Genomic DNA, 15,986 nt, shown 5'->3' with positions numbered 1-15,986 from the left:
TACGCTACCATGATGGAACCTCATAGCCAAGTATGTCTTTCAACACAGACATATCAACTGAGGTTCCCCCGTGCCTGATTGGGATAATTGTGATGCCACCCCTCCTCATATAGAACATCGCCACCACTAGATGCTTTGGCGAGTACAATTCAATCAAATCGGAAAAAATCCAATCACAGCAAGCTTCATTGAAATTACTGAAACGCCTGTAAGAAAGTAGGTACTTAATAAGTCCTTCGCTATTGAACGGAGCACTGTCACAATCCACCACTGCAGTTGCCAAATCAGGTTGAGAAGTTACCGGACAGTGTGACAAAAATAAATTGGTGTAGCATCTCACGTGACGTGAATCACCTCGTTCCAACTTCAAACAATGCCTGCTGATTTCTTTACCATATCCACCAATCTCAATCTCATGATCATCAAGACAGGAACCGACATTTACTGGAATGCCAACGTTATAACTAAAACCCTCAATGTAACAGCCTATTCTGCAACCCAAAGCAAGAGAAAAATCACTAACAATTGTATCTCTAAGTAGCCCCAATGTTGCAAAAGAAGTAAACCGGAAAGAATTAAAATAATATTTGGCAGACTTGCTTTCGACCAAAAAATCAGACGTAGACGGAATAATTAATTTGGCACAAGCTCGGCACGGAAAACCGTCACTATTCAGCCAAGTCAACTCATGAACCCACCAAATATCATAACCAGTAAAAAAAGACCTATCTTCAGAGCCACGCCCAACAACATCAAGCAAGTCAGAACTATATTCATCTGGTACCGGATAAAACTTACCTAATCTAGTTTTACTAAAATCCATCTTCCTTGGTCTCACTAAAAGCTGTCACACTGGTACGATCGTAAGCATACACAGCGGGAAGATTACGCCAAAAACCGTAAATATCCATACCATAACCGAAAACAAAAGCATCACCGCAAACTTTAAAACCTACATAGTCAGCACGAATCCTGACATCTTGATTGTCAATCTGTCGCTCACAAAGAACTGCTATGCGTACACTCTTAACTTCTTGACCAACAAGCCATTCGTATACTGCACGCAAGGTTATGCCCTGATCAAGAATATCGTCGATCAGCAACACATGCCGCCCAAGAAGAGAAATTCTAGGCATCGAGTACCATCTAATATCACTGGGGTCTATTGACCGACGGTAACGAGAAACATCCAGGTAATCAAAATCGATTGGAAAATCAAAGAATCTCAACAAATCGCTCGAAAACATCAACGAACCACTCATTACACTTATAACTACCGGGTACAAAACACACAAATCCTGCCTAATCTGCTCTGACAAGCCAACAACAACGCTATGGACATCGTCCTCAGTCATAGCAACCCTGGACTGAGATAGTATCTCTCCAGCCCACCTAGATCTATCACGAAGCGGAAGGTCTCCATCGACCATGGCAAAAAAGCTCACCGAAAACAAAGGCCGATTAGAGCATAGAACTCATCCTCGGTCAACAAAGTGACACCGTAGTTATTGGCTCGTTCTAACTTTGAACCGGGGTTATTTCCAACAACTAAGTAATCTAAGGAACGAGAAACTGAAGACAAAACCCTACCGCCACTTGAATCTATCAACGCTTTTGCTTCCTCACGACTCATATTAGACAATGTACCGGTTATAACAAAAGTCTTATCCAAAACGTCGGGATTAGCCTCCACAACGTGATCATCATTCGATTCTAGCAAATCAAGGCCATAGCCAAATAGTTCTTGGATCAATTTAATATTGGCAGGTATAGAAAAGAATTCGCATATTTCATGTGCAACAATAGGTCCAATATCATTAATCTCTTGTAGTTCCTCCACGGTAGCTTCCTGCAAAGAAGACAAACACCTGAAGTGCTGAGCCAACGTACGAGCTGTAGACAAACCAACATGTCTAATACCAAGAGCATAAATAAAACTATGAAGATCAACATTATGTAAAGAATAACTTATTGCATTGATTAAATTACACGCTGACTTTGAACCAAAACCGGCTAAGCTGGAAATATCATCCACTTTTAAACCATACAAATCAGCGTAAGTGTCAACCAATTCTTCCGTAACAAAGAGCTCAATTATCTTAGGACCAATACCCTCGATATTCATAGCTCTACGACTAACAAAATGCTCAATAACTTGAACCTTCTGGGCAGAACAAGAAATACCTGCTGGACAATAAACAGCAGATTTATCACTATCACGGATGGTAGGAGTACCACACACGGGACAAGCTAAAGGCATGCTAAAAGCATCACTTCTTTTCCCTGATGAATTAACAACAGCCACCACTTCTGGAATTACATCACCAGCACGCCTAACAAGAACAGTATCTCCAACCCGAATATCCTTGCGATGCACTTCATCCTCGTTATGTAGTGTAGCACGTGAAATTCTCACACCAGATAAATTAATAGGATGCAAACAAGCAACAGGAGTAATAGCCCCAGTTCTACCAACTTGTACTACAATGTCTTCAACAATTGCAATTCCCTCTTCACTAGGAAATTTATAGGCTACGGCAAAACGAGGTGCTCGAGAAACGTACCCTGCTATTTCTTGGTCATGTAAATTATCTAGAACATACACTGCACCATCAATATCAAAAGACAAATTACCGCGAACCTTGCCTAAATTTTCATAATAAGACTGTGCCTCTGATATTCCTACAACCAATTTTTCTTGAGCAGATATAGGAAATGACCATTCTGAAAGCAATTGAATACAGTCTCGATGATAAAGAGGCCACTTGAAATCACTCATGTTGTAAATTCCATAAGCATAAAAACGCAGCGGCCTCTTAGCCGCAACACGAGAATCAAGTTGGCGAACACTACCCGCCGCTGCATTCCTGCAGTTGGAAAAAATCTTTTTACCTTCTCTTTCCTGATCTTTATTTAGGCGCTCAAAATCTTCTTTAAAAATAATGATCTCTCCTCTCACCTCTAGATTAGAGGGAATATTTAGTCCACGCAATCGCAGAGGAATGCTCCTGATGGTTTTTATATTTGCCGTAACATCCTCACCAACAAGACCATCACCTCTAGTTGCAGCACGAACCAATACAGCATCTTGGTAGATCAAGCTTATAGCAAGTCCATCAAACTTAGCGCTGGCGTAAAAAGCAAGAGGGGAGTCAAAATTCATCTCTTCGAGACGACGATAAAACATAGAAAAATCATCCAAAGAAAAAACATTGGACAAAGACAACATGGGCTTTTGATGAGAAACTGTCTCAAAGCAAGGAAGAACAGCAGAGCCAACTCTCTGAGAGGGAGAATCTAGAGATATTAACTCAGGGTGATCTTTTTCTATGGAGACCAATTCCTGAAACAGAGAATCATACTCGGCATCAGAAATCTTAGGATCATCAAGAGTGTGATATAAATACGAATGCTCATGGAGCATTTGTCGCAACTTGGCCAATCGCTGCTTCAAGGAGCCAACCATAGCACAACACTTCATTGTTCGTGGAAGTTAATTTTGGCAGAAAAATTTACAAAAAACTATGCCGGATCCATCACTAAAGATTCTGAAAAAACACGAAGAGATGCCTGTTTTCCAGGAGTCAAACTAAAGCTTTCCATGTCGCTAACCAACCCGTCTATCATTTTTCGGATAACATTGAAATGATGTTCTTGTAAAGGACGCTGCTCATCATCTACCATTTGTCCATCTAAAGATTTTACGAGGCGACGTGCCACAATTAACATTTGATTAAAAGAATCAGCTGGATCAACAACATGAGGCAAATAAAGTGACAATGATACACCACAGAAAGACAAGCGACGCATCATATCTAGGTCGAACGGAGAACCATCCAAGGTAGTAAGCTTAAATTGTTCTATCCCATTAGTAGATACTCGATGAAAATAACCCCAATCACTATTGTAGTAACAAGCAGAGGCTTCTGCCAATGAACGAAGTTTGGTACCTAAGAAATTGGTACGCTTCGGAATAATATTAATTGCAATAACAGCATCAACTTCAGAAATTAATTTAGTTAACTTATTCACACGTGACAAAACAACATCAGCATCATCTATTGACGCGCTAGCATTATACAATTTTGCAAACTCTTCTGATTTATCATGTACATACCTAACTACCTCTCCAGGGATCCTAGATTGCCTATCACACAGCTGCAGAGAAAATACCATTTTTTTAGTTTCGAATGAAACACGACATGGCTGCCATATACCAGACAAATTATTCCAGTAAAAAGAACGAAACTGCGGAATGGATACCATCTTCGAGCGAAAATCAGCAAAATCCTGATGAGTAACCGGGTTAGGAAAATTAAGAATCAGAATATCATCAACTTGGTCAGACAAACAATTAGGATAAATTCCATTATCAAGTAAAGATTCTTGTAGAGTCTCTAAGCCACCCATATCGGTATCAGCACATAGAACCGGCACATCGGAATCAGAATTAATCTCCATTTCTGCATTACCAACAACGGCACTACTCTCCTCAGTAACAGGCACAGAATTATTTTCAGAAACAGACCTCAAATCCATACTTTTATGCTGCTTGCGCTTTATCATATATATTGTACCTGGAATAAATAGAAAAATAGGTAACATCCAAAGAACAGTGTACCAATGGACCATAGAATCTCCCATTCTATGAACTTAGTGAATAAGCTCACTTTCTTGATTTTTTTCTGGTTGTTTAACAACACCAACAGCATCACTCAACCCGACCTCGACTATACGTGAAATACCTAACTCTTGCATAGTGACACCTACAAGCTGTTGGGCTATTTCCATAAATACCTTGCTATGCGTAACAAATATGAATTGCGTATCCAAAGACATATCCTGAATTAGCTTTCCTAGACGAACAGTATTTGACTCATCCAAAGGCGCATCAACTTCATCCAACAAACAAAAAGGAGCTGGATTCAACTGAAAAAAAGAAAGAATAACGCTCAAGCCTGTAAGAGCCTTTTCTCCCCCGGATAGTAGATAAATACTGCTATTCTTTTTCCCAGGAGGACGTGCTACGATGTCCACCCCCGTAGTCAGGATATCATCCCCCAAAAGTACAAAACGAGCCTCACCGCCACCGAACAGTCGCGGAAAAATTTGGTTCAGATGTTTATTGACTTGATCGAAAGTTTCTTGAAGCTGGGCGCGAGAAGTATCATCGATGCGAGATATAGCTTCTCTGAGTGTATTAACAGCCTCTACTAAATCGCTTATCTGATGTTCTAAAAAAGCATGGCGTTTATTTTCTTCCTCCCACTTTTCACATGCCCCTAAATTAACTGCTCCTAACTTCTGAACAGCTTCCTTTTTCTTATTAATATCATCCGAAACATCCTTGCAGACACAGCTAGCAAACCACGAATCAACTTCAGCAGAATCACACACCCAGTGTTCTTTTTTATCCTCCATAATCTGAGAGCACTGAATATCTATGCGCTGAGCTTTCAATTGCTCCTTGGTAAGAACAGATTGCACTTTTTCTTTATTACGCCGACAAAGATTAATTTTTTCTTCATTCTCACTACTAATAATCTGAACACCGGCATACAAATCACGAACCTCTGACAACTCTTTCTCTGCAGCTATCTTATCTTGAATAGCCAACTCACGATCGGAACAATCCTCCTGCTCCTTGAGACAAGAAGCCAAATCTTCGCAACATTCGTCATACTCTTTAGTATAAGTCGAGTACATTAACATAAACTCATTATGCAACTCTTTAAGTTGCTTCTCTTCTTGCTGGCACTCCATAACCCGCAGATAGCTTTCTTGTTTATCTTGCAAAACAAGTTGATAATCATTTTGCAAACTCTCATAATCACTATGTAAACAATGTATCCTTTTTGCTACATCATTTTTCAGAGTCTCAAGAGTACATAGCTCCTTTTCTGTTCCGGCAATCACCTCCATCAAATTATTACTAACAATTTTCCAATATTCTGTCTTCTTTTCAGCCTCATCACGTACATGATGACATTGCCGCTTCTTATCCTGATAGGACTTAAGCTGTTCCTCTTGTTTTATAATGTTCAATTCGCAATCGTGTATTAATTGTGTAACTTCCCCTTTCTTCTGCTGTAACTTACCTATCTTTAGCGAAATATCTCTAAGAATATCTTCACAACGTTCAATCTCCAAGTCATATTGCTGACAAAAAAGCCTGTCTCGAGCTATACTGTTTTGCAGAGCATCAATTTCTGCTTGCCTTGATAGCACACCCTGTGTCGGAGTTGCATACACGGAAATCATGGTTGCCGTAGCAATATCACCCTCTGGAGTGACCAACATGTGGGGACGTACTAATTCTTTTTGCCGATCAAACAAAATCTTATGATTATCAACACAAAAAACATCCGCTAACCAATCGGTAATAGCGTTACTAAAACGGTGGTCTATTACCTCAACTTTACGCCTCAAACTGTCCTCACGAATCACAACATCTATTACTCTATCTCCAAATATCGTAGATCTTTTAGTAGGACGGGCTGTAAAACACTGCACAATACGTTCATCATCAGTAAAAAAACCTGCTTGAAGACGATAATCCAAAACCGCTTCAACTGCTTTTTGCCACCCTTCTTCTATGCGCAAAAATTGCCACAGTGGCTGAACACTATCATCTGCAAGCCACTGTCCCAAAGAGGTAATATCAGTATCTGCTAACTGTTGATCGAGCAGAAGATCGCAACGAGCTTGGCAAGCAATTATTTTCCTTTGAAGCTCCTCTCTCTTGCCCATAAGCTCCGAATGAGTTTTCTTAGTTTCATTCTTATCATTCATTTTTTTATCTATATCACGAGAAAGTGATAGCATGAGGTGGTCATACTGTTCTTTTTGCTGAATAAAATCACTCAAAGCACCATCATCAACTTCTGACAAATTAGACAATGCCAACTCGGATTCTTGCAAACGATGTGACCAATCCTCAACTTGACTGTACGCCGACTTCTGCTCTGACTGACTTAGCTCCAATTTTTGTGCAAGTTGGAGATATTGGCACTCGAGAACACGAAACTCATCATCACCTTGAAGACAAACCTTCTTGGACTCTTGCTGACTATCATAAAGATGATCATGGCGCCCAAGAACCTGATTGTAAAATTCTTGACTTTCCTCCAATCTCTTGGATGATTCTGAAATTTCCTTTTCCAAACCACCTAAACGTTCTTTAGCGGAAGAAATTTTTTGCTGAAGTGTTTCTTTTTTCTCACACAAATCATGTTTTCTGTCTTGGCGATATTTCTCCTCTGCCTCTATTTTGGTCAAAACCTGGCTTTTTTCGAAAACTTTTTTCTGCGCTTCGTCAAGTCTTAGTGATACAGATAACTGACTAGCCTTAACCTCAGCACATTCCCTTTCTTTATTACTTAATTCTAAATCTATGGCAGAAAATGATTTTTCTATATCACTCAAGCTCTGATGTATTTTTTTACGATCAAACTCCAGCTGTACTTTTCTATACCCCCAAATCCAATAAGAAAGGTGATCTATTGCGTCATTAAGCTCTTTATACTCCTTAGCAACACGAGCTTCCTCTTCCAAAACAGTAAGCGTCCGTAGCAACTCGGAACTAATATCCTCAACTCGCTGCAAATTCTCAGTAGCCGCTAATAATCTCAACTCTGTCTCTTTGCGTCGCTCACGGTAGCGAGAAACCCCTGCAGCCTCCTCAAGAAAAACTCTGACCTCTTCAGGCTTAGATTCAATAAATCTCGAGACCAAGCCCTGCTCAATAATGGCATAGGAACCCATACCGGTACCTAAAAAAGCATCTATAACATCACGTCTGCGAACAACCTGTCCATTCATAGAGTATACAGAATCCCCAGAACGGGTTAAAACTCGCTTAATGGAAATCTCCGAATACTCTCCCCACTTCCCGGGAAAACGTCCAGAACTATTATCAAAAATCAGCTCGACACTAGCTCGTGAAACAGCCTTACGAGTCTGAGATCCGCAGAAAATCACATCCTGAAGACTCTGTCCACGCAAGGCAGACGCCTTAGATTCTCCCAAAACCCAACGAACCGCATCAATTACATTAGACTTTCCACAGCCATTAGGACCGACAACACCAACCAAATGAGCAGTTGTAACAATAACGGTAGGATCAACAAACGTCTTAAACCCAGACATTTTAATACTTTTTAGATACACACCCCCCCCGCAACACAACCAGGAAAAAAGGCCCAAAAACAACTCATTTATGTAAACCCTAAATCACCAACAATACTCATCAATCAACACTAAGCTCCTCCAAACCTTTAAAAACCTCAAGAACCTCTGGATTATCAAGAGCATCTATATTTGGCACTTCATCTCCTAGTACAACAGCACGCACAGCCAATTCAGCCAATTTACTGTTATGAGTTCTTGGAACATCAGGAACTGACAATATTTTAGCAGGAACATGACGAGGGGAAGCATGGGTAGCAAGATGAGACCGAATCTTAGATGACATTTGCTCATCAAACTCAAAACCATCCTGCATCTTGACAAATAGCACTATCCTCTCATCATTTTTCCAAGGTTGCCCTATAGCAACCGCAGAAGCTATAGCAGGAAAATGATGCAAACAATTATAAATTTCCGCGGTACCTATGCGAACACCACTTGGTTTCAAAGTCGCATCAGAACGACCCAAAATAATAAAAGTGGACCTTTCTGTTTTCTCACAATAATCGCCATGACACCAAACGCCAGGATAACGCTCAAAGTAAGTCTTGTAGTACCGCTCATTATCCTCATCTCCCCAAAACCCAACCGGCATGGAAGGAAAAGGTTTAGTACATACTAATTCACCTGGAATTCCAGTACAGGGTAAGCTAGCGTCGTCAAAAACTTGCACAGACATACCCAAACCTGCACACTGAATTTCCCCTGGGAAAACAGGCAAAATAGGATTACTTAAAACAAAACAAGACAAAATGTCAGTCCCACCTGATATTGAACCCAAGCAAACGTCCCGCTTAAAGTTTTCATAGACGTAGCGAAATCCATCCGGACTCAACACAGACCCGGTAGAAAAAAAGAATCTAACGGAGGAAAGGTCATGTTTCTTCAGAGGTTTAATATTTTCTGCCGCACAATGATGAATCCACTTTGCAGATAAACCAACATGGGTAAACTTTTCATCAGTAATCAATCGAAAGAACACTCTATTTTTTTCAGCAAAAGGATAACCGTCATAGCTGTAAGTAGTGGCACCAGCAGCTAAGCTTCCCACCAACCAATTCCACATCATCCAACTACACGTCGTGTAGTAAAACACACGCGAACCTTTTACAATGTCAGCATGTAAAACGTGCTCCTTAAGGTGCTGAAGTAAAATGCCACCCGCACTATGAACTATGCACTTGGGTTCCCCAGTAGTTCCAGATGTAAAAACTATAGTTAGCGGATGTTCAAATGGAAACTGTTCAAAGAATACAGGATCATCTGAAGAAGAAGTCATCCAATCCGACCAATCTACAACATCATTCAACGAAACTAAACAATCGTTGTGATTTGAGAAAATTGTCTTCACGTACACAACTTTCTCCAGCGAAGTCAAACCATTAACCAACTGACTTCCCTTATCAGAACAATCGTAATTCTTGCCATTGTAATGATAGCCATCTATCAAAAAAATCAGCTTAGGAGAAACCTGACCTAGTCTATCCAGCATAGCCTTGGCACCAAACTCTGGCGAACAAGCACACCAAATCGCGCCAATGCTAGCAGTAGCCAAAAAAGCAACCGTGGCCTCTGGCCTAGCTGTTAAAATACTAGCTACCCTATCGCCCTTACCAACACCCGCAGCTTTCATGGAATCCGCACAGACGCGAACCTGATCTCGCAATTCACGCCATGACAGAAAAATTTTCTCCCCGTTCTCAGAGTAAAAACCAAGTGCAATATCCTCATCAGCGCAATCAGCACGATAAAGCAAATTCTGAGCATAGTTCAACTGCGACTCAGGAAACCAGCGTAGTATGAAATCATGAGACGTGCTCCGAGTAACTTCATCACCTCGTTGAGCCGCCAAAATTTGAAAAAAATCCCACACTGTACTCCAAAACTGATCTATGCGATCAATACTCCACTGATAAAAATCAGCCCAATTGTTAACATTCAATCCGTTTTTCTCTATGGCATACCTAGCAAACTGCGTCAACTGAGCAGATTCAATGTGCTCCTGCGTAGGTAACCACAAAGGTTTTTTGAACATTCTCGATGGTGTAGACCTCTTTTTCATAATCAATGCTCACTCAATATAAAAAGTCAACTCAACAAAATCATCAATTCTTAATCACTAATGAGCGATTAGAGAAACGAATAATACCGAAAAAATGTGCCAACCATCACATTAAAAATTTATCTACTCCATCGTGCCACAGCATCCAATTGGTATTCAACATAATACCAACAATACTAACTCAAACAAAAAAACCATCTTGTCAAAAAAAAAAATTTGTTGAATTATTGAGGGTCTACCTCGGAGAATGCGTTTTTCCTATGCTCATTACACTCATCGCGATCTTCATATCGTTCATTCTAGCCTTAGGTTATGTCTCGTCCAGACGTGTTAGAACGTCTCAGGACTTCATTTCGGCAAATAGAAGCCTTAACACTTACCTACTTACTCCGATAATAGTGTGCTCGTGGATCGGAGGAGGATCGCTTCTAGGGGCACCTGCAATATTCTTGGAAAAAGGAATATCGGGAGTTATCGGTGATCCGTTTGGTACGACACTGTGCATGTGGCTAGTAGCGTTTTTCTTGGGAAAAACAATATATCGCAAAAAAGTCACAACACTGGGAGAATATTTTAGAAATCGGTTCGGACCCCAAATAGAGCAACTCTTGTCACTGGCCATAGTCTTATCCTATCTAGGATGGTCGGTGAGTGTGCTACACGCTACTCAGATAATTCTACAGCTTTTAACCAACCAATGGTTGACCCATAAATCTGCATCCGCATTGGCCGGAGTAGCTATAATACTGTACACAATTTTCGGTGGAATGTGGTCAGCAGCGGCAACAAACTATCTCATAACGATCGTTGTATTTTCCGGGTTATTTACTGTTTTTCATTCAGTTAGTCACCCCATCGGCGGTGTAATTCCTCTCATAAGCATAGCCATTGACCAGGGACAATTCAAATTATTCCCCGATACGTCGTTAAAAGCATTACTGACTCAGTTTTCTGCTCTTGCCATAATGACCCTCGGGTTGATTCCCCAGCAAGATCTGCTACAGAGAATAAACAGCGCACGCAACGAAAAAACCATCTTCCTATCTCACATCTTTGGAGGAATATTATACTTCGTGATATCTATGGTTCCGATCTTAACTGCTTATGCCATAAAAATATCTCATCCAGACATAGCTGACTACTGGATAAAAAAAGACCCTCAGTTCATTTTGCCTATGTATATACTCAACTATAGTTCATTATTGGTGAAGGTGTGCTTTTTTGGAGCATTGTTTTCGAGTCTACTAACATCAGGAAGTACATCGATACTGGCCCCATCTGTATCAATAGTAGAAAACATAATACTTCCTTTCAAGAAATTGAAAGACAAGCAAGTACTTTTTCTATCCAGAGTGCTAATAGTAGCGTTTGTATTTACCGTAACTGTTGTTAACATAGTCTCTACTAAATCAATATATCAGCAGATACTTAATGCTTACAGCATCACTTTGGTTGTGGTGTTAGTGCCTATGATATCCGGCCTTTACTGGGAAAAAGCTAACATGATGGGAGTTATCATCAGTATTATAGTAGGGGTTACTAGCTGGATAGCTTCTTGGTACGTGCCATCCATATTGCCAGGAGTACTGATAGGTCTCATTGGTAGTGCTGCCGGAATGGTAGTTGGAAGTATGTTATGTCGCAAAAGTAGTTTATACAATGCTTAGGGAGTTTGTGTGAATTGGTTAAATTTTAGCGTTTCAGCCTATGTTATTTTCTCTGTCTTTCTCGGTGTTTATGCAGGGAGAAATGTTAAATCATCTAGGGATTATGTTGTAGCGGGAAGACATTTACCATTTTCTATAGCAACAGCCACGATAATATCTTCTTGGTTTGGAGCTTCTTCTGTTTTGGGATCAGCAGGAAAATTCATTAGTGATGGTTTGATCGGAATAGTCATGGATCCGTTCAGTGCTGCCGTTTGTTTGGTCGCCATAGCTTTGTTCTATGCACGTAGGCTTTACCGTTGTGGCACCGTAACGGTGGGTGACTTTTTTCACCGCCATTACGGAAAGCAAATATCTATACTGTTTTGTTTTTTTAGTGCTGTCACCTACATAGGGTGGATCGCAGCTCAAATTCAAGCCTTTAGTTTGATAGTTGATGTTTTGTCTGGAGGTTCCATTCCGCACGTAGCTTGCACCATGATCTCATCTGCTGTTGTAGTCATATACACCATGTTTGGTGGCATGTGGTCGGTAGCCCTAACTGATTTTTTGCAAACTACCATAATAATATCTAGCATGATTTTCATGTCTTTTTTGATTTTCGGTAAAATTCCCCTTTCAGACATACTGCATCATGCTCAGCAGGCAGACAAAATTAACCTATTCGGCAATAAAACTTGGCCAGAAATGGTGGGAATTATCTCGGCATTTTTGACAATTCCATGTGGATTGATACCTCAACAGGATGTGTTTCAAAGAGTTAATTCAGCCAAAACTGAGAACGTAATTGTAGCTAGCTCTCTAACTGCTAGCGTTTTGTACCTCCTGCTTGGTTTGTGTCCCATAATTTTTGGCTATGCAGCAACAATACTAGCCCCTGAAATAGCGGCTCGCTACTCCTCCTCTGACCCTCAAATGGTTTTGCCTGAGTTTATCCTTCACTATACTCCTTTTGTAGCAAAGGTTTTATTCTTCGGAGCCATAGTATCGGGACTAATGGGAACAGCAAGTGCTGGTGTTCTTGCATCATCTGTGGTGATTGCAAAAAATTTAATCACTCCTATATTTAATTTTCCCAAAAACGACCGCCAATTACTAACCACAATTCGCTCTGTTTCTGTGGCAATCGGCATTTTCATAGTTATCTTCAACATATTTTCAAATCAGATGATTCTTGATGTTATCATGGGTGCATTTTCCGTGAGCTGTGTGTTTATTTTTATACCTTTTAACGTGGCTTTGTTCTTACCAAACAGAGCCAATGAGAAAGTGGCTTACTTTTCCATATTCTTTGCATTAGTTTTCTGGATTGCCGGAAAAATTACAATGGATCACGTTGTAGTTTCGACTTCTGTAATTGGAATATTGGGCAGTTTGGTCGGTGCTACCATTGGAATATTTGTAACCAAATATGACAAAAAAGTGATCCACGAAATTCCAGTATTGCAGTAGCAACCTCCCATCAGCAAGAGGAAGCTGGCGTTGTTTCCTCTTGCTCTACCTCCCGTTGTTCTTCCAACGGATAGAAGGAATCAAAGCTGATCTTGCCTTTTTCATCCATATCTATGGTTACTTTACCCCCGTTAATCAACCTTCCAAACAGTGCTTCATCTGACAGTGGCTTGCGTATCTTTTCAATGATCAACCTGTTAAGTGGTCTTGCTCCCATAACTGGATCAAACCCTTTACTGGAAAGGTAACCGCGAACACCTTGAGTAAATGAGGCATCAATATTTTTATCACGCAACTGTTCCTCTAACTGTAGTAAGAATTTTCCAACCACGGAATCAATAACTTCCTTGGTTAATCCATGGAAACAAATAATATCATCTAATCGATTACGAAATTCCGGAGAAAAAACTTTCTTAATTTCTATCAACTCATCTCCATGTTCCCTTTTAGAGCTAAAACCTAAGACTGGTTTTTGCAAAGACTCTGCACCAATGTTAGTTGTCATTATAAGAATAACATTACGAAAATCAGCCTTGCGCCCAATGTTATCAGTTAGAGTACCGTAATCCATTACTTGCAGTAAAATATTGAAAACATCAGTATGGGCCTTTTCAATCTCATCAAGCAATAAAACGCAGTGGGGAGATTTACAAATTGTCTCTGTCAACAACCCACCACGATCATAACCTACATAACCTGGTGGAGATCCAATAAGACGAGAAACAGCATGTCTTTCCATGTACTCAGACATATCAAACCTGACCAACGTCAATCCCAAAAAATACGACAATTGACGAGCTAACTCTGTTTTACCTACTCCAGTAGGACCACTAAATAAAAAGCTCCCAATAGGTTTATCAGGAGTATTCAAACCTGCACGAGACAATTTTATCGATGATGTAAGAGAACGAATTGCCTCATCCTGACCAAAAATAACAGCCTTTAGATCGATCTCCAAACTACGAAGTAACAATCGGTCATCAGTAGTAACAGCAGAAGGAGAAACACGAGACATTTTAGCAACTATATCTTCAACATCTACTTTATCTATAATTCGCTTACGTTTCTTATCTGAAAGAAGATGTCGCGCAGCTCCAGCTTCATCCAAAACATCAATCGCCTTATCTGGTAAATTGCGATCATTAATATACTTTGCTGATAATTCTGCTGCTGACACGACAGCAGACTTAGTATACTCAATAGCATGATGTCGCTCTAAATAATCCTTCATCCCCGTAAGTATCTGTATAGTATCCTTAACGGATGGTTCATCAACATTTATTCTCTGAAATCTACGTGACAACGCTGCATCTTTTTCAAAAATTCCGCGAAATTCAGAATAAGTAGTAGCACCTATACACCGCAGCTGTCCGGATGAAAGAGCTGGCTTTAACAAATTTGAAGCATCCAAAGTACCTCCTGAAGAAGACCCAGCTCCAATCATTGTATGTATTTCATCAATAAATAAAATCGAATGCGGGCGCCTAGATAAACCCTGAATAACAGACTTCAATCGCTGCTCAAAATCACCACGGTACTTGGTTCCAGCAAGTAATGACCCCATATCCAGAAGATATATCACGGACCCACTTAATATCTCTGGAAGTTGCTGCTTAACAATTAACTGCGACAATCCCTCTACAATTGCTGTTTTTCCTACTCCAGCTTCACCAACTAATATGGGGTTATTTTTACGACGTCTACATAAAACTTGGATAAGGCGATTAACCTCTTTTTCCCTACCAATAAGACGATCAATCTCTCCAGCCAATGCCTTACTGTTTAGATTATGAGTATACATTTCAAATGTATCATCATCTGGATTAGGAATTTCCTCTGATAATGGCTGAACCATTGAATCTATGCTTAAATCATGCGAAAACCCATGGTCTCTCTGCGTAACAATACCATGAGAAACGTAGTTTATTACGTCATTTCTAGTCAAACCTTGCTCGTTTAAGAAATAAAGAGCATGAGAATCTCGTTCATAAAAAATAGATACTAAAACATTTGCTCCAGTAACCTCACTTTTTCCAGACGATTGCATATGAAGAATAGCTCTTTGAATAATGCGCTGAAATCCTATTGTGGGATGAGTATCTACTGGTTGACTCCCAGGAACAACTGGAGTGTGTTCTTCTATAAACAATGTTAACTGCCGTCTCAGAAGATCGATATGGACACAGCAAGCTCGTAAAACCTCCAAGGCAGACATATTATCTAGCAAAGCTAATAGCAAATGCTCCACAGTAATAAATTCATGTCTCTTATGACGAGCCTCAACAAAAGCCTTATGGAGAGTAACTTCTAGCTCTTGTGCTATCATCTATCCTCCATAGCGTTACGCAATAATGTTTGTTGTTGTACGTTTATGTACATTATTTTTTGCCCTCAATAACCACTTTTTATAAAATTATTATTCTTCAAAAAGATAACAGCATATAAATGGATAAAAATTAACTCACAATGAACCAAAAAACCACATCATTTTCTGGCAATTATTTATATGATTACACACTGTAGAAGTTGGACAATATTATTTTAATAAAATTTAACCCTACTACGCTGACAATAACCCAACGAAAACAGTAGCTATCTGCGAACTGTTACAGAAAAAG

9 protein-coding genes are annotated in these 15,986 nt (G+C 40.0%); 2 read left to right on the top strand and 7 right to left on the bottom strand.

Annotation, left to right across the window (positions count from 1 at the left end; genetic code table 11):
• Positions 1 to 4: 4 nt before the first annotated feature.
• The 6 genes from Arg41_RS03670 to Arg41_RS03645 form a co-directional block, all read right to left on the bottom strand.
• Positions 5 to 823 carry a hypothetical protein gene (locus tag Arg41_RS03670; protein ID WP_092342994.1) on the bottom strand — a complete coding sequence of 273 codons (819 nt, stop codon included), beginning with the start codon at positions 821 to 823 and terminating at the stop codon, positions 5 to 7.
• On the bottom strand, positions 813 to 1,445 hold the full coding sequence (locus tag Arg41_RS03665) for a phosphoribosyltransferase family protein (RefSeq protein ID WP_092342995.1): 633 nt from the start codon (positions 1,443 to 1,445) through the stop codon (positions 813 to 815). The genes Arg41_RS03670 and Arg41_RS03665 overlap by 11 nt, the downstream gene beginning before the upstream one ends.
• On the bottom strand, positions 1,442 to 3,466 hold the full coding sequence (gene ligA, locus Arg41_RS03660; RefSeq protein ID WP_157722260.1) for an NAD-dependent DNA ligase LigA: 2,025 nt from the start codon (positions 3,464 to 3,466) through the stop codon (positions 1,442 to 1,444). Before ligA ends, Arg41_RS03665 begins: the two co-directional genes overlap by 4 nt.
• A 56-nt stretch (positions 3,467 to 3,522) precedes the next feature.
• A complete protein-coding gene (locus tag Arg41_RS03655) occupies positions 3,523 to 4,566 on the bottom strand; it encodes a cell division protein ZipA C-terminal FtsZ-binding domain-containing protein (RefSeq protein ID WP_092486819.1) in 1,044 nt (347 codons plus the stop codon).
• Between the two features lie 87 nt (positions 4,567 to 4,653).
• Positions 4,654 to 8,169, bottom strand: coding sequence for a chromosome segregation protein SMC (gene smc / locus Arg41_RS03650; protein ID WP_092342998.1), 3,516 nt, complete (start codon positions 8,167 to 8,169; stop codon positions 4,654 to 4,656).
• 79 nt (positions 8,170 to 8,248) lie between these two features.
• The gene (locus Arg41_RS03645; RefSeq protein ID WP_242641392.1) at positions 8,249 to 10,249 is read right to left on the bottom strand and encodes an acetoacetate--CoA ligase; all 2,001 of its coding nucleotides are present in this window, start codon (positions 10,247 to 10,249) and stop codon (positions 8,249 to 8,251) included.
• Positions 10,250 to 10,398: 149 nt separating this feature from the next.
• On the opposite strand from Arg41_RS03645, the gene Arg41_RS03640 reads away from it, so the two are divergent.
• Positions 10,399 to 11,916, top strand: a complete 1,518-nt coding sequence (locus Arg41_RS03640; RefSeq protein ID WP_242641391.1) for a high affinity choline transporter 1 — start codon at positions 10,399 to 10,401, stop codon at positions 11,914 to 11,916.
• Between the two features lie 9 nt (positions 11,917 to 11,925).
• Entirely contained in the window at positions 11,926 to 13,368 is a 1,443-nt protein-coding gene (locus Arg41_RS03635) for a high affinity choline transporter 1 (protein WP_092343000.1), read from the top strand.
• 10 nt (positions 13,369 to 13,378) lie between these two features.
• On the opposite strand, the gene clpA is transcribed toward Arg41_RS03635, so the two are convergent.
• Complete coding sequence (clpA, locus tag Arg41_RS03630) at positions 13,379 to 15,694, bottom strand: ATP-dependent Clp protease ATP-binding subunit ClpA (RefSeq protein WP_092343001.1); 2,316 nt, start codon at positions 15,692 to 15,694, stop codon at positions 13,379 to 13,381.
• Positions 15,695 to 15,986 lie beyond the last annotated feature (292 nt).

This window comes from Candidatus Ichthyocystis hellenicum, from assembly GCF_001460935.1.
GTDB classification, from domain to species: domain Bacteria; phylum Pseudomonadota; class Gammaproteobacteria; order Burkholderiales; family 2013Ark19i; genus Ichthyocystis; species Ichthyocystis hellenicum.
The sequence above is the reverse complement of the archived record's forward strand: the minus strand, read 5'-3'. Positions and strand labels throughout refer to the sequence as shown.